Origin of the sequence: Hymenobacter mucosus (assembly GCF_900188255.1) — a bacterium.
Taxonomy (GTDB): Bacteria; Bacteroidota; Bacteroidia; order Cytophagales; family Hymenobacteraceae; genus Hymenobacter; species Hymenobacter mucosus.
This window is the reverse complement of the sequence record NZ_FZNS01000017.1, coordinates 32,426-51,888: the sequence shown is the minus strand read 5'-3', so window position 1 is coordinate 51,888 and position 19,463 is coordinate 32,426. Positions and strand designations below refer to the sequence as shown.

At 56.0% G+C, this 19,463-nt stretch carries 14 protein-coding genes; 3 read left to right on the top strand and 11 right to left on the bottom strand.

The window, feature by feature from the left end; all coding sequences use genetic code 11:
- Positions 1-32: 32 nt before the first annotated feature.
- The 5 genes from CHB83_RS22000 to CHB83_RS21980 form a co-directional block, all read right to left on the bottom strand.
- Positions 33-2,999, bottom strand: a complete 2,967-nt coding sequence (locus CHB83_RS22000) for a SusC/RagA family TonB-linked outer membrane protein (protein WP_089334315.1) — start codon at positions 2,997-2,999, stop codon at positions 33-35.
- Between the two features lie 305 nt (positions 3,000-3,304).
- Positions 3,305-3,532, bottom strand: coding sequence for a DUF2905 domain-containing protein (locus tag CHB83_RS21995; RefSeq protein WP_089334314.1), 228 nt, complete (start codon positions 3,530-3,532; stop codon positions 3,305-3,307).
- Positions 3,533-3,555: 23 nt separating this feature from the next.
- On the bottom strand, positions 3,556-3,996 hold the full coding sequence (locus tag CHB83_RS21990; RefSeq protein WP_055562736.1) for a hypothetical protein: 441 nt from the start codon (positions 3,994-3,996) through the stop codon (positions 3,556-3,558).
- 5 nt (positions 3,997-4,001) lie between these two features.
- Entirely contained in the window at positions 4,002-6,539 is a 2,538-nt protein-coding gene (locus tag CHB83_RS21985) for a type IA DNA topoisomerase (RefSeq protein ID WP_045689151.1), read from the bottom strand.
- 118 nt (positions 6,540-6,657) lie between these two features.
- A complete protein-coding gene (locus CHB83_RS21980) occupies positions 6,658-7,653 on the bottom strand; it encodes a hypothetical protein (RefSeq protein WP_045689152.1) in 996 nt (331 codons plus the stop codon).
- Between the two features lie 632 nt (positions 7,654-8,285).
- Here CHB83_RS21980 and CHB83_RS21975 point away from each other — a divergent pair.
- Positions 8,286-8,714 carry an EamA family transporter gene (locus tag CHB83_RS21975; RefSeq protein ID WP_045689153.1) on the top strand — a complete coding sequence of 143 codons (429 nt, stop codon included), beginning with the start codon at positions 8,286-8,288 and terminating at the stop codon, positions 8,712-8,714.
- Between the two features lie 63 nt (positions 8,715-8,777).
- On the opposite strand, the gene CHB83_RS21970 is transcribed toward CHB83_RS21975, so the two are convergent.
- The 5 genes from CHB83_RS21970 to CHB83_RS21950 all read right to left on the bottom strand — a co-directional run bounded on the left by CHB83_RS21970 (position 8,778) and on the right by CHB83_RS21950 (position 13,725).
- Positions 8,778-9,755, bottom strand: a complete 978-nt coding sequence (locus CHB83_RS21970; RefSeq protein ID WP_245855408.1) for an NAD(P)-dependent alcohol dehydrogenase — start codon at positions 9,753-9,755, stop codon at positions 8,778-8,780.
- Positions 9,756-9,948: 193 nt separating this feature from the next.
- On the bottom strand, positions 9,949-10,725 hold the full coding sequence (locus CHB83_RS21965; RefSeq protein ID WP_089334312.1) for a carbonic anhydrase: 777 nt from the start codon (positions 10,723-10,725) through the stop codon (positions 9,949-9,951).
- A 105-nt stretch (positions 10,726-10,830) separates the two neighbouring features.
- Positions 10,831-11,448, bottom strand: coding sequence for a hypothetical protein (locus tag CHB83_RS23670; RefSeq protein ID WP_143437246.1), 618 nt, complete (start codon positions 11,446-11,448; stop codon positions 10,831-10,833).
- Positions 11,449-11,595: 147 nt separating this feature from the next.
- The gene (locus tag CHB83_RS21955; protein WP_089334311.1) at positions 11,596-12,996 is read right to left on the bottom strand and encodes a sensor histidine kinase; all 1,401 of its coding nucleotides are present in this window, start codon (positions 12,994-12,996) and stop codon (positions 11,596-11,598) included.
- 51 nt (positions 12,997-13,047) lie between these two features.
- Positions 13,048-13,725 (bottom strand): response regulator, encoded by a 678-nt coding sequence (locus CHB83_RS21950; protein ID WP_089334310.1) that lies wholly within the window; start codon positions 13,723-13,725, stop codon positions 13,048-13,050.
- A 652-nt stretch (positions 13,726-14,377) separates the two neighbouring features.
- On the opposite strand from CHB83_RS21950, the gene CHB83_RS21945 reads away from it, so the two are divergent.
- Positions 14,378-15,031 carry a response regulator gene (locus CHB83_RS21945; protein ID WP_045689158.1) on the top strand — a complete coding sequence of 218 codons (654 nt, stop codon included), beginning with the start codon at positions 14,378-14,380 and terminating at the stop codon, positions 15,029-15,031.
- 69 nt (positions 15,032-15,100) lie between these two features.
- Here the strand turns inward: CHB83_RS21945 and CHB83_RS21940 are convergent, their stop codons facing one another.
- Complete coding sequence (locus tag CHB83_RS21940; RefSeq protein ID WP_089334309.1) at positions 15,101-16,138, bottom strand: chemotaxis protein CheB; 1,038 nt, start codon at positions 16,136-16,138, stop codon at positions 15,101-15,103.
- Positions 16,139-16,381: 243 nt separating this feature from the next.
- Between CHB83_RS21940 and CHB83_RS21935 the strand changes: the two genes are divergently transcribed.
- Positions 16,382-19,420, top strand: a complete 3,039-nt coding sequence (locus tag CHB83_RS21935; RefSeq protein ID WP_089334308.1) for a CheR family methyltransferase — start codon at positions 16,382-16,384, stop codon at positions 19,418-19,420.
- Positions 19,421-19,463 lie beyond the last annotated feature (43 nt).

The following is a 19,463-nucleotide window of genomic DNA, read 5'->3' as shown; positions in this document are numbered from 1 at the left end:
TTTCTAGTCAGCGTTAAACTACCTCTATCCTCTTAAAAACCTAGGTTGATACCAGCGGTCAGCACCCGCGGAATGGGCGTGGTGATGGCGCCACCCCGCTCGGGGTCGTAGTTGTCGATGTGGCTCAGGGTGTAGAGGTTCTTGCCCTGCACGTACACCCGCAACGACGACATGTGCAGCCGCGAGGCCAGGCCTACTGGAAACGTGTACCCCAGCGTAGCGGCCCGCAGCTTGGCGTAGGAGCCGTTTACATAATCTAGGGTAGTGCCATACAGGGCGTTGCGCAGCGTAGACTTCGAGAGGCTGGCGTCGGGGCGGGGGTAGTCGTTAGAAGGGTTTTCGGGAGTCCAGTAGTTCTGGACGGAGCTGTTCTCGATGCCCTGCGGATCGAAGAAGCCGTTGTACTCGTAGTTCAGCGTCTGGCCCACGCGGGCAAACAGCTGCAACGACAAATCGAAACCTTTGTAGCTGAAGTCAGTGTTGAAAGACCCGCTCCATTTCGGCACGGTAGTGCCCACCACCTTACGGTCATCGGTAGCCGTAATGCGGCCGTCGCCGTTTAGGTCGCGCACCTTAATCTGGCCGGGTTTCTGCCCAAACTGCTTGGCCTGATCCGCCTCATCGGTCTGCCAGACACCAATCTTCTCGTAATCGTAGAATACGCTGACGGGTGAGCCAATAAACCACCGGTTGTTGATGTCGTTGCCCGAAACGGTCAGCTCCGTAATTTCCTCTTTGTTCTTAAACCAGGTCAGGCCCACGTTCCAGCGGAAGTCGTCCTTCTCAATTGCCAGTGCATTCAAGCCTACCTCAATGCCACGGTTGCGGGTGCGGCCGGCGTTTTCCGTCACCACCGAATAGCCAGTAGTGGCGGGCAGCACGCGGTTCAGCAGCAAATCTTTGGTGCGGGTGTCGTACACATCCACAGTACCCGTCAGGCGGTTGTTCAGCAGGGCAAAGTCGAGGCCGAAGTTGAGCGTATTCGACAGCTCCCAACCCAGTTCCTTGTTGCCGATGCGGTTGGCAAAAGCGTAGGCCGGCGAGGAAGTTTCGCCAAAGGCAAACGGTATGCGCACCAGCAAGGACTGCGTGGAGTAGGCCGGAATATCATAGTTGCCAGCGCGACCATAGCTGGCCCGCAATTTCAGGTCCGTCACGAGGGATAGGTCCTTCATGAAATCCTCTTCGATGATGCGCCAGGCCACGGCCGCCGAAGGGAAAAACGCCCACTTATTGCCCGGCGCCAGCACCGAAGAACCATCGGAGCGGCCCGTGAGCGTGAGGAGGTAGCGGCTCTTGAAGTTGTACTGCACGCGGCCCGTAAACGAAATCAGCTTACTGTCTACGTACCCACTGTTGATGCCTACTTGCTGATTGGCGTTGGCTAGGGCGTAGTACCCTTGGTAGTCCAGGAGCTGATTGCGGCCCTGCGCGGTTGAGTTTTCGGTGTTGAACGTAAGCAGAGACGTTACGCCCGTGGCAGTAAGGCTATGGTTGCCGAACGTTTTGCTGTAGTTCAGGATGTTCTCCCAGCTCCAGTTGGTCAGGAAGTCGGTACCGTAGGAGGACTGGGCCACCGACCCGTTGCGGTCCAGCGTATTGGCACCCTGGTAAATGCCGGTGCGGTTGTTGGAAAGCGTCAGGCCCAAGTTGGAACGCAGGTTCAGGCTAGGCAGAATCTGGTAGCTGGCGTAGGCCGTGGTGAACGTGCGCGTCGTGCGCACGTTGTTCTGGTAGTTGCCGGGCTGCTCATCAATGAGGGGGTTAATGAAATTGCCGGCGTTAGGAAAAACCTCCAGGTTGCCTTTCTCATCATAGGGCGTCAGCAAGGGGTTAATCTTGTTGGCCTGGTTGGTAGGGTCGCGGCGGCGGTTTTGGTTAAAGTAGGTCAGTTGGCTTTGCAGGCCTACCCGCACCTTGGCGTTGATTTCCTGATCGAGATTAAAGCGAATGGAATACCGGTTCAGGTCGTCCATCCGAAACAAGCCCTTCTCATTGAAGTAGTCGAAGGAGGTATAGAACTTGGTTTTATCGGAGCCGCCGGAGAGGCCAATCTGGTGCTCCTGCTGCACGCCCTGGCGCAGCAGCATATCCATCCAGTTGGTGCTCACACCATTGGCGATGTTCTGGATTTCCAGGGGGGTAAAAATCTTAGCGTCGTCGGCGGGGCTGCTCCAGGTACCCGTGGTGCGGTTGGCTTCGCGCTTCTGCGCCACGTAGGCCGCCGCGTCGCTCACCCGGGGGTAGTACACGGCATCCGTCACGCCGTAGTAGGAGTTCACGGTTACGCGTGGCTGACCGGCCGCCCCCTTTTTCGTAGTCACGATGATAACCCCGTTGGCACCCCGAGAACCGTAGATGGCGGTGGAAGCTGCGTCCTTGAGCACTTCCATGCTCTGGATATCATTGGGGTTGATGTCCTGAATGGAATTGTATTGCACCCCATCCACAATAAACAACGGCCCGTTTTGCGCCGTGATGGAGCGGTTGCCGCGCACGGCAATGTTCACGCCCGAGCCCGCCGATCCACTGGTCCGGGTGATATCCACGCCGGGCAAGCGGCCTTGCAGGGTTTCCATCACGTTGGCCGACGGTACCTTCTTGAGGTCTTCTTCCTTCACCGAAACAATGGCCCCGGTTACGTCGCTCTTCTTTACTTGGCCGTAGCCGATTACTACTACCTCGTCCAACGCCTTTTCGTCAGACTTCAGGGCGATTTTCAGCTGCGTTTGCGAGCCCACATTCACCGTTTGCGGCACGTAGCCAATGTAGCTGAAGGTTAGGACCACGTCGCCGGTAGCAGGCACGGCCAAACTAAATCGTCCATCGCCATCGGTGGTAGCACCAGTAGTAGTGTTTTTCACTACCACCGTCACGCCCGGCAATGTTTCGCCCGAGGCTCCGTCGAGTACTCGTCCCTGTAGCTGGCGGGTTTGCTGCGCTACCGCAGACACCGCAGTACCAAGCACCAGGGTACCTAGTAGTAAACTGTTTCTCATGGTGGGGAATTTTGATTAGTCGAAGAAAGAGCAGCCAGGCCTAGCAGAGTAAGCCCTCACTAATGTTAGAGGAAACCCCACCGTTTCCTACCCATCAGCTAGCTGATTATTTCCGCAATCGTTATCGGGAACGTTGCCAGTGCTCAAAAACGGGCTTTTTGACCGCTCACTTCGCGCTATTCCAGAGGCTCTCCACTACAAATACACCACTACGGGTACTTGTATAACGTCCTATCAAAATTGCATTTACACCATACTTCACATTCGCACCGGCCCGTACTATCTTGCTCTGTTCAGGGTCGGCATTACCCTAGCCGCCGCACCAGCCACAGGACTAGGCTGACCACTATACTCAGCAGCAGCATGGATACAATAGGTGCATACAAGCGGAAACCCGGCCGCTCCACCCGAATGTCGCCCGGCAGCCGCCCAAACCACCCCAGCAGCGAGCCGCCACCCAGCCATAGGAAGGCCCCGAAGGCTACCAGCACAAGGCCGAGGATAACGATAGTTTTACCGAGTTGAGGGTTCATAAGGAGTTACTGTTTGTAGACGATTACAGCCATTCAAAAAACCTGTCCCACCAAGTTATAATGGGGTCTATTCCAACTTGCGTTCCGGTATACGGCAAAGAATAAACGATTTTAGGGATATGGACATATCCGTGCAGCGGCAGTAGCTCCAATAGTATTTCTAGCAATTCTGGCGCAGTAACATCTTCTTCAGCAACCGCGGCCATAGACCCAAAATTGCTGAATCGCACTACACTCAGTTGGTCGTAGGAAGGCGACCGAATCTGGCTGTGGAAAGAGGCATCTTGAATCTGTTGTCCTGTCTCGACAGCAAAAATCAAATTAGTAGCCTTCTCTAAAGCCTCTACAAACTTTTGAAAACGAGCTATTTCTTGACTATACTGAAAACCAGCAGGATACTCCCAACTTTTGGAAGTATCCTGCTGCTTCAGTAACAAAAGCAATTGCTCAGAAGTCGGCGGCATACTCTTTACCCCTTATTATCAAACACTGGCTCTATCCTACCCTCCGCGCCTACCTGCAGGGCCGCTTCGTAGCGGTTGCCGGTTTTGGAGGAGATGAAGCCCCGGATGACGCCGGTTTTGCCTTTGCGTAGGAGCTGGTTCATTTGTGCGTCAGTGAGGGTCTTGCCGCCCCACTCAAACGGAACACGGAACTGGCAGTCCTCGCGGAAGCGGGAACAGCCCCAGGCACTTTTGCCTTTCAGCATCTGGCCCAGGCGGCACACGGGGCACGGAATCTGGCCGGGGTCGGTGGCGGTGGTGGGCTTGCTTTCGGCGGCGCGCACTAGCTCCAGCGTATGCTGAGGCGTGAGCTTGATGGCCGCACTATACTTGTTGCCCGCATCATCCAGAAACCCTTGCATCACCTGGGTACGGCCCTTCTTGAGCAAGTCTCCTACCTGCTTATCCGTAAGCTTCTTGCCTTCATAAGAGGTAGGGAGGCGCAACTGGCAGCCTTCGCGCCAACGCGAGCAGCCAAAGGCGGTTTTGCCGCGTAGCACATGACCGCTGCCGCAGGCCGGGCACGGGCCTAGCGCACCAGGCACAGCCGGGGTAGCCGCAGCAGCGGGCATTGGGCGAGGGTTTGCACCTTTAGCGGGGGTAGCAGCTTCGGCAGAAGTTACGGTTACGGCGCGGCCTGAGCCATCTTGCTTTACCTCGTGCACCATTTCGCGTACCAACTGCTTTAGCTCGCCCAGAAACTGCTCCTGGTCTAGCTGGCCGCTTTCAATCTGGCGCAACTTCTTTTCCCACTGCCCCGTCAGTTCCGCTGACTTCAGCGTGGGGTTGCGGATCAGGCCGATGAGTTCAACGCCGGTAGACGTGGGTACTATCTTCTTTTTGTCGCGGCGGATATAGCCCCGCTTGAACAGTGTTTCGATGATAGCGGCCCGCGTAGATGGTCGCCCAATACCATTCTCCTTCATGGCTTGGCGCAGTTCTTCGTCGTCTACGTTACGGCCCGCGGTTTCCATCCCGCGTAGTAGCATGGCCTCTGAGTACTCGCGCGGAGGCTGGGTCATTTTAGAGTCGAGCCGAGGCTTGTGCGGGCCGCTTTCGCCCTTCTCGAACGAGGGCAGCACGGTGTTTACCACATCGTCTTCGCCTTCGCCCGCCGCTTTCGGAGCCGAGGGTGCCTGCTGCTTTTCAGGGTCGCCGTACACTATCCGCCACCCCGGATTAAGAATCTGACGACCCCGTACCCGGAAGGTGCGGCCCGCCGCTTCCGCGGTTACGGTTGTGTTAGACACTTCACAATCGGGATAGAAGGCCGCCAGAAAGCGCCGTACGATGATATCGTACACGCTATGCTCGGTGCCGCCCAAGCCGCTAGCACTAGCCCCAGTGGGAATGATAGCGTGGTGGTCGGTGACTTTGTTGTTGTTGAATACCTTTCCTGATTTCTTGATCTTACCCGCCAGCAGCGGAGCAGTAAGGCTATGGTAGGCCCCCAGCCCGCGCAGAATACCCGGAATTTTGGGGTACTGGTCGTCGGGCAGGAAGGTAGTGTCTACGCGAGGGTAGCTTACCACCTTCTTCTCATACAGGCTTTGGACCGTCTTGAGCGTGTCTTCCGCCGATAAGCCCAATTGGTTGTTACACTGCACCTGCAAGGAAGTCAGGTCGAACAGGGCCGGCGGCGTTTCCAACCCCTTTTTAATTTCAACGCTGGTCACCGTCAGGGGCACGTCCTTTACGGCGGCCATGGCCGCATCGGCTTCCTCTTGAGTTACGAAGTAGCCACGCGCTTTCAGGCGAGCTTTCTCGTCGGGCTCATCATCTTCTGCCTTGCCTTTCTTGGGCGGAGCTACGTGGCTGAACATGGTGCCCCGATACTCCGTGCGCAGCACCCAGTAGGGCTCGGGTTTAAAGTTCTGAATTTCGTGGTAGCGGTCTACCAGCAGTGCTAGTGTGGGAGTTTGCACGCGTCCAATGCTGAGCACTTGGCGTTGACCGGGAGCGTACTTCAGCGTAAACAGCCGGGTGGCGTTTAGGCCCAGCAGCCAGTCGCCCACGGCGCGGCTTTTGCCAGCTTGGTAGAGCTTCTCAAATTCGGCTCCGTCGCGCAGGTTGGCAAAGCCCTGGCGAATAGCTTCTTCCGTGAGGGAGGAAATCCAGAGGCGCTTAATGGGCTTGCGGTACTTGGCTTCCAGCAGCACCCAGCGCTGAATAACCTCTCCCTCCTGCCCCGCGTCGCCGCAGTTAATGACTTCCTCGGCGGCAGCCAGCAGGTTTTTAATTACCGTAAACTGACGCACCACGCCATCGTCGCGGCGCATCAATTTAATGCCGAAATTCTCCGGCAGCATGGGTAGGTCGTGAATGCTCCAGCGCTTCCACTCGGGGCGGTAGTCCTCGGGTTCCCGGAGTTGGCAGAAGTGTCCAAACGTCCAGGTTACCTGGTAGCCGTTGCCTTCGAAATAGCCATCCATTTTGCGGTTGGCACCCAGTACCTGGGCAATTTCGCGGGCTACGCTGGGCTTTTCGGCAATACAGACTTTCAAATCGTTGATTCTCGCTGATGAGTAAAGATGCTGCAACTAAGTCAGCAGGGAATCAACAAAGATAACAGGAGAAAAAGTCGAATTTCGGAGCAGGTGTGTGCAGGGCAGATGGCGCAGGCTAGGAAGCCGACGCCAGTTGGGGTTGATCGGCGGTGACGAAATGGTAGCGGACCTCGTAAAAGCCCGAGTTAGAAAGGCGGTCGAGCATGACAACGCTCTCAATCTCGAAGGGCAACCCGCGCGCCGCCACCCGAATGGGGTTTAGGGTGCGTTGCAGAGCTATTTCCTCGCGGGCCATGTTGAGCGCGGCTTTTTCGGTAGCGGCCTGCACCCGCACGTAGTAGAGGTTTGCCAACGGAAACTGCTGGTGCTCTCGCACCTCTCCGTCCCAGTTGTCGAAGTTATCGAGTTCAGCGGGGAACGCACTGCCGTATCGCTCGTTGAGCACCTTTTGCTTTACGGGCTGGTAGGCCACAGGCGTGTTGAGGTGGTAGGTGAGCAGGCGCACGAACTGCTCGGTATCCAGTCGTGCGGCTTGCCCTACCAGGGCTCCTCGGTGGTACAGGCCAAATAAGTCTTCCTGCTCGTTGTGCGTTATAACCACACCGGTTTTGGCGGCCACCTGCTTCAGCTCATCGGCGTAGGCTTCTGGGTCAGTATATAGTTGGCCCCAGGGAGTTTCCGCAGTGATAATAACCCCAAACTCGTGAGGAGGCGTGAGCACCATGGTTGATGCGTTGTTGGCCTCGAATATGCGGGGATAATGCTGCTTGAGTTGGCTGAAGGAAAGGCTAGCGACCCATAAGGCTAGCGTAGTACGGTGCAGCCGGAACGTACCTGCTTCACTTGAGATAGAATAGCCGAATGAAGTAAATTGGCTGGGCTGTGTAAATGGCAAGCTGATAAGCTGGGGCTCATTTTCGGAATTTACTCCGAAAAAGCGCGGGTGGCCTTGCTCTCCCAATTGTAGAATATGTGGTCCGAACGGCACATTGTCCTGCATAGGCTGATTGCCAGCACTGCGGTAGCCAGCATCCTGCTTACGCACTTCATTTGCTAGCTGTACCAGCGCGTCGTACGAAAAAAGCTGCTCTATTTTTCTTAAACCGTGCATACCGGTTGCAACTAAAACATTGGATTTTACGGCAATATATTGCGGTTTTTTTAATTAACTACAATTAATAATACAACATATAGTTCCCATAGTTATATACTACTCCTCTTTTTACTGTTCAGCTATCCACATTTTTTAAGCTAGTGCCCTGATTGTGAGCCTTAAATAGAACTATTCCTTTCCAGTTGCTTCGCAAAAAATTTATTATCAGCTAGTTCACTCTGAAATATTAGTTATTCTCACCTTGCATTGTACCGTGTTATAAGATTGTTTATATATCAGACTAGCACAAATATTATATGGTAGCAATATTGCCAATTGATTCTTTATCAGAACTATCAGCTTGAGGCTTCTCCAGAGGAACATGACTGTATAAACGCCTTTCTGTTGGTAGTTAGCAGCTAGGAGCAGCCATTTTATCTACTCATAAAGGTCTAAAATTCAATATTATATATTTATTATAATACCTTATCATTCATGCATGGGGTGCTATCAAACGAACAGAACGACTAGCGGTGTCTCAAAATGAGACTTATATAAATAACTTTCAATCTACCAGTTAAAATCCAAATGACATATCGGCTAAACCTTCTGCACTTGCGTATCTGATAGTCAACGCATTTTCTGTTAGTATGTGGGTAGTTTTTTCGTTGCTGGCCGCGCTGTCGGCAGCAGTAGTCGTCACTCTTTCCAAACTGGGAATTAAGAATGTCGAATCAAGCGTAGCCTTTGCAATTCAGTCCATCCTGATTGTGGGAGTAGCCTGGGGAGTAGTAGCCTGGCAGGGGCACCTAGGGCAAGTCACGCAAATTGACCGCCGCACATGGCTCTTCCTGATTGCAGCGGGTATTATCACGTGTTTCTCTTCCTTGTTTTCCTTCCAAGCCCTGAAAATGGGCCAAGCCTCCCGTACTTCGTCATTCGACAAAATTTCTCTGGTGTTCTCTATTCTGCTGGCGACCTTCTTTCTGAAAGAAAAGATAACCTGGCAGGTAGTGGTGGGAGCAGCTATGATGGCCGGCGGCGCTATACTAATTGCCTTTACCAAGCCAGCCGAGTAAGTAGCCCACGGGAAGATAATGCCCTCAGGGACTACTTATCTACTCGTGAGCTACCCAGGCTTCCTACACAGTAAGCACTATTTTGCCGGCAACCCCGCCCGCTTCGCTGAAGCGGTGCGCATCGGCAGTTGCCGATAAGGGGAAGGTCTTGGCAATGACAGGGCGAATGGTTTCAGCTTGTAGCCACGCCGATAGTAGGGCCAGATCGGTGCCCCGCTCCTTAGCCATAAACACGTAGCTGGACTTAGTCGAGAAGACCGAGGCAAACTTATCCAGCACGACGGCAGCCGGATCTGGAGTAGTGGTCACGTAGCGGCCATTGCGACGTAGTGCTTCTTGGCAGGCCGTAAAGCTACTTTTACCAGCGGCATCAAAGATGAGGTCGTAGCGGCTCACATCGTGCGTGAAGTCGTGCTCGTGGTGGTTCAGAACGCGGTCGGCACCTAGGCTACGCACCAACTCCACGTTGGCGGGTCCGCACACGCCCGTTACTTCACCGGCCCCTAAAGCCTTAGCTATTTGTACGGCAAACGTGCCCACGCCACCAGAAGCCCCATTAATGAGCACTCGGTCGCCAGACAGAATTTGGCCGTAGTCGTGCAGGCCTTGTAGGGCAGTAAGGGCGCCCAGCGGTACAGCACCTGCTTCCTCAAAACTCAGCCGCTCCGGAATGAATGCTGCAACGGACTCTGCCAGCAAGGCGTACTCGGCATTGGCGTTGCCAGCCCCATCATTGGGCATGCCGTACACCCGGTCACCAACGCGGAAGCGGGTCACATTATCGCCTACTGCGGCTACCTCCCCGGCAACATCACGCCCCGGAATCTTTGGAAACTTGTACCCCGTAATAAGCTTCAAGTCGCCCTGACGAATTTTCCAATCGACGGGGTTGACGCTGCTAGCGCGCACCCGCACCAAAATTTGGTTTGCTTTTGGCGTGGGAGTAGGTTGCTCGCCATAGCGGAGCACCTCAGCAGAGCCGTACTCTTCAAAATAAATGGCCTTCATGGGCAGAATCAGCAAGTGAGTAGGCTGAGGCATACGCAGAAGCTAGGCCCGCAGGTTCAGGCAGCCATAGTAGTACAAGCCTAGGCACGGCACACGGCTACACTACTGCTCCATTTTTCCTTAACTACTGGTCATAAAAAAACCACCGTTCCCAATGGGCACGGTGGTTCCACACATCGAAAGCGCACTCCCCTCAGACTACGCCCGATGATGCTGAGCTGCGCGGCTAGTTAGCCTTCGACAGCGAATTCTTTTGTTCTTTATGATTCTTGCTGTTCTGCTGATCTTGGTTTTGGGGGTTCATCAACGGAGCGTGGTCTTTGGATAGCTCCTGGCCTACTTGCTCCTCCAGTACTTCCTCGGCGTGCCTCATAGCCTCGGTGCCGTAGATGTGCTCCAACTCAGTAATTAGGTTGTCTTCTACCTCTAAGTCTTTTAGAAGGCCTTCCTTGATATCGTACACTAGCCCGTGTAGGCGTGGGGGCTTGCTCCCCTTGCGGGCGTTTTGAATGATGCTGGTTTTGCTCAGGTTACGTACCTGCTCAATCACGTTCAGCTCTACAAGACGACGCAGGCGCACTTCCTCATCCTTGATGCGCAGGAACTCCATTTCGTGCATCCGAATTACGTCGCGGATGTTCGTCAGCCACCCGTCAATCAGTCCGTACTGCTTGTTGGCAGCTGCGGCAGCTACCCCACCACAGCCGTAGTGACCTACTACCATAATATCTTCTACACCGAGCACTTCCACAGCGTACTGTAGCACCGAGAGCAGGTTAAAGTCAGTATTGATGACTAGGTTGGCGATGTTGCGGTGCACGAACATTTCGCCGGGGCCCGTACCGGTAATAGCCGAAGCAGGTACCCGAGAGTCAGAGCACCCAATAAACAGGTACTTAGGCTTCTGGCCATTAGCGAGACGGTTGAAGAAATCGGGGTCTTCCGCCCGCTTAGTTTCTACCCACTTCTGGTTATTCTCTAGAATGGACTCGATACCTTTCATGTGTGTTGTTATGCGTGGTTGGGTGGATTGTGAGACAAAACAGAGCGGGCAAGGCAGAGGCTATTTGCAGATAGCCTCTGCGTACACACCGTCACTCATCGGCGGCTAGTGCCCCAGTACTTGTAGCTGCGGAATGGCGCGCAGTTCCAAGTTGATACCGCGCTCTGGGGCAGAGAGGCGGAAATTTTCAATCGTTTCTACTGCATCATAGTCGATGAAGGGGGCAGGGCCATCAATCATAGTATGAGGGTGGACAGGCACCTCGCTCAGAGTTTTCCCGATGCTGACTTTGTTCGGGAAAAAGACGTGCTCAGCTAGCTTGAAGTAGATGGGTGCGGCCGTAGGTGCCGCGGCGCTTTCACTACCGGCGCGGGCTACCCCTAACAACAACTGCAATACCCCAGCCAGTACCGTAGCAGCCAGCACTACCTCGAAGGTGCCCAACTGCTGAATAGCACCTCCCATAATGACCGCAAGACCAGACGCAGAGCTGATTAGGTTTAGCGGCGCACCACTCCCCCACGCCACTATAAGCTCACTGATAAAAACCGGCAGCGGTGCGCCCAATTCCAGAGAAATGCCTAGACACAGCGGCAGCACCATCAGAGACAACCCTAGTCCGGACGGAATACCGTGTCCTAACATGTGCCGGTAGCCACCAGACGAGGCGGAAACCACCGGGCCAGCAGACGGAACAGTCGGAACCGATGCAGTCTTAATCATGAGGAGGGGAGTGAGAGGGCGGAGTAAACCTAGGAGTTCATCCTAGACTTACTGCAAGTCTATTTCCCCGTCGTTAATACTGAGTTAAAAGAGAATTAAAAGTAAATTAAAAATAACTGCTTTCCCTTTATCACTTGTAAATCAACATTATGCAGCCGGAAGTATTAGCGTAACAGTAGTACTTTTCCCTAATTCACTTTCTACTTGTACATCTCCTCCGTGCAGGGTCATTATCTTGGCAGTAAGTGGCAAGCCAATGCCGTGACCGGGAACGTTACGTACCGCATCGGAGCGGAAAAAGGGCACGAAAACCTGCTGGCGGTCGGCCTCACTCATGCCAACTCCCTGGTCGCGCACTTGCAGGCACACCCGCCCGGCGGGGGCAGTAAGCAGGGCTACAATTGGGGCAGAGCGGCCCTCCGAAAATTTACAGGCGTTTTCCAGCACATTGAGGAAGGCGGAGAGCAGCAGGGCCTCGTTGCCTCGCACGCCGTACGTTACCGCCCGGGGCGGGCCAGTTGGCTCTCGGAAGTCCAGATCGACGCGGGAGGTAGGGTGGCGGCGCAGCACTTCCTCGTGGGCCTGAAGGAGCAGTTCATCTAGGCGCACCAGGGTAAGGGGCACCTGGGAAGGGTCGTCGGAAGCGCGGGCAATCTGGAGCAGACCGTTGGTGAGGTCTTTGAGCAGGCGAGCCGCATCAAGGGTACTTTGCAGCACGCTGCGGTATTCTTCCGGGCTCCGCTCTTGTTGCAGCAAGGCTACTTCCAGCTGGCCAATGAGCACGGTGAGGGGGGTACGCAACTCGTGGGAGGCGTCGCGTACAAAGGTCCGCTGGCCGGCGAAAGCCGTTTCCAGCCGGTCGAGCAAGCTATTGAAGCGTTGGGTAAGCAGAGACACTTCATCCTGGTCATCTCCTTGGGAAAGCCGACGGTGCAGGTCGGAAGCGGAGATGCTGTCTACCTCGCGCACAATGCGCTGCATGGGCCGCAAGGCCAGCCCGGCAAAGAACAGCCCCCCTACCCCCGCAATCAGAAAGGAAGCTAGCAGGCCCGTGGTGAGCACGGTACGCAGTTCGTTGAGCTTCTGGCGGCTGTCGGCATCTACCGAAGAAGCTACCACTACGAAGTCGCCCCGGTGAGCGTCGCGGTAAAGCAAGCCTACCGTCTGGCGGTAGTCCGATTCCAGCACTACTTCGCGCCCATCCTTGCGCACATCCTGCAAGAAGCTTTGAAGGTCAGACTTCTGCCCTACTCGGCCCTCCCGAAACACTACCCGGTTTTGGGCGTCGAACACGCGCACTTCTTCCTCGGGCAGGGTGCGGTAAAACTGGCGCAGGTAGCGGCGGTAGGAAGCCTGGCTGGCCTCGTCGCCCCGGTCGGTGCCATCTAGGTACACGTGGGCCACAATGCGGGCGCGCGCAAAGAGGCTTTCCGTAAAGTACTCTCGCCGGGAGTGGTAGGTGAAAAAGTAAATCACCAAGGAAAACAGCAGCAGCGTGAACCCCAAGATGGCCGCAAACTGCAGTGCCAAGCGAATTCGGATGGACATAGAGCGGTAGTAAGTGCGAGGTAGGAAACAGCAGGCTTTGGGCGCGGCTGGCTACTCTTCCTTCATCACGTAGCCCATGCCTACCAGAGTATGAATCAGCTTGGGCGTGAAGTCTTTATCTATTTTCTTACGCAAGAAGTTAATGTACACGTCGATAACGTTAGAGCCGGTATCGAAGCTGGTTTCCCACACGTGCTCCAGAATATCTACCCGCGAGATGACGCGCCCCTGGTGGCGCAACAGATACTCTAGAAGGGCAAACTCCCGGGCCGTGAGCTGGATGAGCTGCCCCGCCCGCTGCACCTGCTTGCTGGCGGGGTCCAGGGTAAGGTCGGCGAGGCGCAGCAAGGCTTGGGCCGCGGGGGCTTCGTGGCGGCGGCGGGCCAGCGCCCGAATGCGGGCCAACAGTTCCTGAAAAGCGAAGGGCTTGACGAGGTAATCGTCGGCGCCAGCGTCGAGGCCCCGGATTTTGTCGTCGGTTTCGCCCAGGGCCGTCAGCATCAGAATGGGCACGCCCGCATCGTGAGCCCGCACCTGGCGGCACACATCAAGGCCGCTGAGGCCGGGTAGCAGCGTATCGAGGATAATTAAGTCGTACTGACCCGCTAAGGCTAGACGCAACCCCAGCAGTCCGTCCGGGGCGAGGTCCACGACGTGCTGCTGTTCCGTGAGTCCTTGGTGTAGAAAGGAAGCAACCTTAGGCTCGTCTTCAACCAATAGTATTTTCATGGGCAGGTTCTACGCAGATTTGAGCCGGCAAGGTAGGCACAAGCGGCCAGAGCCTTATTGTAGGCAGGTCGGTCATCTCCCCTACCCTTCGGCTCGCAACGATAAGGCGTAGGCTCTAACCTACCTAGCACGCAAAGCCTTACCCGTTGTGGTTGTTTACTAGCGCAGAACTAATGCTAGCAAGAGGCTATCAACTAAACAGCCAAGGCAGATTATAGCGGAGCCACTGTGGCCCTAGGCAATGGGTGCTTGGGCACCTACGAGCCAATACCTGCACCTAGGCTGACTGTACTTCCTAGTGGAGAACTACATGTACCGGCCAGCAACTACCGAAAAGCCACGGAGCAGTGCCCAGTAAGCGCCTAATACTGCCAGTTCTTACCGCCTTTGCCTGCTAGCTGGCCTTAGGTAGCAGGCTTTTTCCTAGGCAACGGGTTCAGAGTACGCACATCTTTTCAACAGGAAACGCAACGGGCAAACGCTGATGCGGAACTGGCTTGTATCAGCAGGGAAGCTACTGCCAAGGTAGGCGGGTAGCTATTCGCGTACCCACTAAAAATAGACTGGGTATTCTCCGCAAAAAGCGTAAAATACTCGTCCCTGACTCGGCGAACTGCCGTTTAATAGAAATATCCTTTTCTAGCATCCAGATATGATTCGAGTAATTCTTGTTGATGACCACGTTATCGTCCGGGACGGCGTCCGGGCTCTGCTTTCGGGCCAGGAGGAGCTATCTGTAGTGGGTGAGGCGGGCAACGGCCGTGAGCTGCTGGAGCTACTAGCAACCACGGCCGCCGACGTGGTAGTGCTCGACGTGAATATGCCCGAAATGGATGGTCAGCAGGCCACGGTGCACATTCAGCAGCAGTTTCCGGAAGTGCGGGTGCTGGTGCTCTCCATGCTCGACAACGAGCAGTATGTGATGCAGATGCTGGAAGCCGGCGCTATGGGCTTCGTGCTCAAAAATGCGGGCCGCGACGAATTGCTTTTTGCCATTCACTCAGTAGCCTCGGGGCGGCAATTCTTGAGCGCCGAGCTGGGTTTGGATATGCTGCACAAGCTGCACGCCCTCACCGTGGGGGGTGGCTCACTGAAAGACGTCAAGCAACAGTCGCCCCTCTCGCGCCGCGAACTAGAGGTGCTGCGCCTGATTGCTGAGGGCCTAACAACCAACCAAATAGCCGACAAGCTCTTCACCAGCAAACGGACTATTGAAACCCACCGGCAAAACATCATCGAAAAAGCCCAGGTAAAAAACACGGCCGCACTCATCAAATACGCCGTCATGCAGGGCCTCGTGAAATAACTATCGCGTAGACCTGCTTTTCCAGGGTAAGTTGTAGGGCGGGCTAAGCCGGCTAGGGGCTTCCTGAGTTTAGGCTACCTCTTCTTCCCGGGAACCATCGGGACGGCCGGTGTGGGCTTGGCCGTTGAGTAGAAACTCGCGCAGGCGGTTTACGTGCTGCTTGGTTTCTTCCAGCCGCTGGGCCTGTTGGGTATTCCACCCTTGGCTGTTGCCATGGGTAGCCATGCTGCTGAGCAGGTTTTTACGCTCCTCCATCATGCGCAGAGCTACCCACAGGGTTTCCTCCATAGACTTCTGCGACTTGTCTAGCAGGGCATTGGCCGTGAAAGCGTGCCCCGTGTGGCAGCGGTAGCGCAGCACATTGCCGTGCTTAATTTCCCAGAGCGCCCCCCCGCAGTCAGGGCAGGTGAGAGGCACTGGGTGGCCTAGCTTGTCTACTTCCTCCGTAGTGCCCACAATGCGCTCGGCAATAGCGGCTTCTATTTTCAGATCCTCGGGAACGGAATCAAGACCCGGTTTTTGTGAAGTTGGCATACCCACTAACTCAACTAATACTCTACCCATCATATCCAACGGCAGCACATAATCGACGGCCACGTTGCGCAAGGCGCTTTCGGGCATGCTGGAAAATTCAGCATCTACGGGGTCCTGCACGACGGCGGTACCACCGCAGCGCTTAATGAAGTCCAAACCAGCGGTGCCGTCGTGCAGCAAGCCGGTAAGCACTACGCCCACCACGTTGGGGCCGTAGGCCACGGCCGCCGAACGAAACAGGGCATCGGCGGCGGGGCGGTAGTTATTTTCGCGGGGGCCTTTCGTTACCAGCAGTTGGTGTTCCTTCACCAGCAGGTGCCGGTCGGCGGGGGCTAGGTAGAGCACCCCTTCTCGCAGTGGCTCTCTGTCTTGAGCCAGCTTGCACTCCAGGGCGCTATGCTGGTTTAGACGCTCCACCAGGGGCTGGCCCGACGATTCGGGGGACAAGTGCTGCACAACCAGCACGGCCGCCGGCAAGCCCGCCGGCAACTGAGCTACCAAGCGCACGAGGGCGGGCATACCACCAGCGGAGGTACCAATTACAATAACATACGCGGGGCTTGACACAGTCATGGGAACCAGAAACAACGTAATAGGACTTCTAAAATAGAAGCCCCTGAACCAATACGATAACGTACGCAGAGCCGGACCTATCGGATACTACGGTGGAGATTTGCGAGGTTGCTCACACTATATTTTCCCACCCCAGCCTCCCTGGGCGCGTGCATTTCGATACTTTTGACTTTACTACTTCTTTCTTGCCCGCTCTGTCTGCAGCTACTTATCTCCAGGTAGCTTGCCCGTTGCTCTCCCTACATGACGCCTACTACCAACCCAGTTCGTCAGGACGAACAGGAAACCACTACCGAGGAAATGGGCGTGGAAACGCCCGTCACTGAGCGGCGGCCACGTGCCAATTCTATGCCCCCGCCCGATAAATTCCCAATTGTGGCGCTGTGCGGCTCGGCGGGTGTCATTGATGCGCTGGAACGCTTTTTCACTCACCTCACGCCCCACTCGGGTATGGCGTTCGTGGTGGTTACCCACCTACTCCCCGACCAGGAAAGCAAATTAGCGCAAATCGTGCAAGGCTTTACGGCCCTGCCCGTGCTAGACGTGGAAGACAGCGTGAAGCTGCGGCCCAACCACGTGTACATAATACCGCCCAACCGCGACCTGAGCGTGCTGCACGGCAGCCTCTACCTGCTGACGCCAACCCAACCCGCCAGCCAGCGCATGCCCATCGATTTTTTCCTGCAAAGCCTGGCTAAGGATGCCCGGGAGCGGGCCGTGTGCGTCATCCTCTCGGGGATGGGCTCCGACGGAAGCATTGGCCTGAAGCTGGTGATGGAGAACTTTGGGATGGTGATGGTGCAGGACCCCGCCACGGCCCGCTTCGATGCCATGCCGCGCGCCGCCCTGGCCACCGAGTTTGTTGACTTTGTGCTCTCGCCGCCCCTGATGCCGGCCAAGCTGCTCGACTACGTAGACCGCCCCCTGATGGGCCGCCCCCTGCGCGAGACTGAAAAGAATGAGCCATCGAAGCCGACGCACGCCCTACAGAAAATCTTTCTGCTTATTCGTCAGCAAACCGGCCACGACTTCAGCTACTACAAGCGCAACACGGTATTTCGGCGCATTGAGCGCCGCATGAACGCCCACCAAATCAAGGAGTTTACTACTTACGTGCGCTACCTCCAGGAAACTCCCCAGGAGGTGGAGCACCTATTTAAGGAGCTGCTGATTGGGGTGACCAAGTTCTTCCGCGACTCCGACGCCTACGAGAGCCTCAAAACTCACCTGCGCGACGTCATCAAGACCAAGGACACCGACTCCACCATTCGGGTGTGGGCGCCCGGCTGCTCTACCGGCGAGGAAGCCTACTCCCTGGGCATGACCCTGCTGGAGCTGCTGGATGAAGTAGAGCCTTCCCGCTACCTTAAGCTCCAGATTTTTGCCACCGATATTTCGGCCGAAGCCGTGGACTTTGCCCGCGTGGGCCTCTACACCGAAAACATCACGGGCGATGTGAGCCCGGAGCGGCTCAAGCGGTTCTTCCACAAGATGGACGGCCACTATCAAATTCGGAAGGAAGTGCGCGACGTGGTGGTATTTGCCCTGCACAATATCAACAAGGATGCCCCCTTCACCAAGCTGGACCTGCTCTGCTGCCGCAACCTGCTCATTTACCTGAGCGCCGAGCTACAGCGCAACCTGATGCCTGTATTCCACTACGCCATCAACCCTGGGGGGCTGCTGTTTCTGGGACCGAGTGAGAACATCACTACTTTCCAGGATTTATTTCAGCCAGTAGATGTAAAATGGAAGATTTCGCGGCGCACCAATGTGGCGTCCTCTCTTCCCCTGCTGATCAACTTTCCGTTTACGATGTCGCGGCAAGCGCACCCGCTTCCGCACCCTTCCGTTGTTATGTCTGCTACCGTCACTGGCCGCCGCGAAAGCGGACCATTTGCAACCCAGGTCCAGAAAACACTCCTAAGTGCGTACGCGCCGCCGGCGGTAGTCATCAACCCCAAGGGCGAAATCCTGTATGTGCACGGTCGTACGGGCAAGTACCTGGAGCCCGCCCCCGGCCTGAGCGGTATGAACCTCTTTGACATGGCCCGCGAGGAGCTGAGCTTTGAGATTAGCGGGGCCGTGCACCGGGCTATTCAAACCCGCCAGGGCGTAGTGCTCGACAACGTGCGGGTGCAAACCGAGGCGGGCCAGCAACTGCTGCGCCTTTCCGTGACGCTTATGGAGGAACCCGATGTTCTTGCCGGCCTGCTGCTGGTAGCCTTCGAAGATCAGCCCACCCCCCGCAAGGTGCGCCTCAGCAAAGGCCCCGGCGGCGACCTGAGCCGCGACGCCGTAGTAACGGCCCTCGACAAGGAGCTGCAGTACACCAAGCACCGCCTCCAAACGACCATTGAGGAAATGGAAAGCTCCTTGGAAGAGCTCAAGAGCACCAACGAGGAACTTCAGTCGGCCAACGAGGAGCTGCAGAGCACCAACGAGGAAGCCATGACCAACAAGGAGGAAATGCAGAGCCTCAACGAGGAGCTGATGACCCTGAACACCCAGTACCTGGCCAAAACCGAGGAGCTGGCGCAGGCGGCCAACGACATGAAGAACCTGCTGGACGCCACCGAAATTGCCATCATCTTCCTCGACAACAACATGAATATCAAGCGGTTTACTCCACCAGTAGGCCGCATCATCAACCTGATGCCCAGCGACATGGGCCGCCCCCTTAGCCACTTTGCCGCCAACTTGCGCTACCAGCACCTAGTACGCGACGTGCAGCAGGTGCTGGCCCGCCTTACTAGCGTGGAAGCCAACATTCAGGCTACCTCCGGCGAGTGGTACACCATGCGCATCCTCCCCTACCGCACCCTCGATAACTACATCAGCGGGGCCGTCATCACCTTCACGGAAGTAACGGGGCTGAAAAACCTGGAAGCTCAGCTGCAAGCCAGCGTGCAAATGGCGGCCAGCCTCAAGGAAACCCTGCGCCAGGCCGTAGTGGCCCTCAATGACAACCTCACCATTGCCTTCGTCAACGACTCCTTCGCGCAGATTATCGGCTCTACCATGGCCGAGCTACAGGACGCTTCCTTGACGGTAGTAGGCCAGGGCGCCCTCAACCAGCAGGTGCTGCTAGACGCCACGCGCCGCCTATTTAAGGACGAGGACCCGGCAGCGGAGTTCACCAACGTCGTATTGGATACTACCCTGCCCAACAAAGGCTACCACCGGCTTACCCTCTACGGCCGCCGCCTGCTCTACCAGGGCGCCCCTACCAACCGGGTGTTGCTGGGCATTGAGAAGGTAGAGAAGCTGGACGCTAACTAAGCTCCTCTATAACTCAAGGGTATGTGGTGCGTACGCCCGAGTT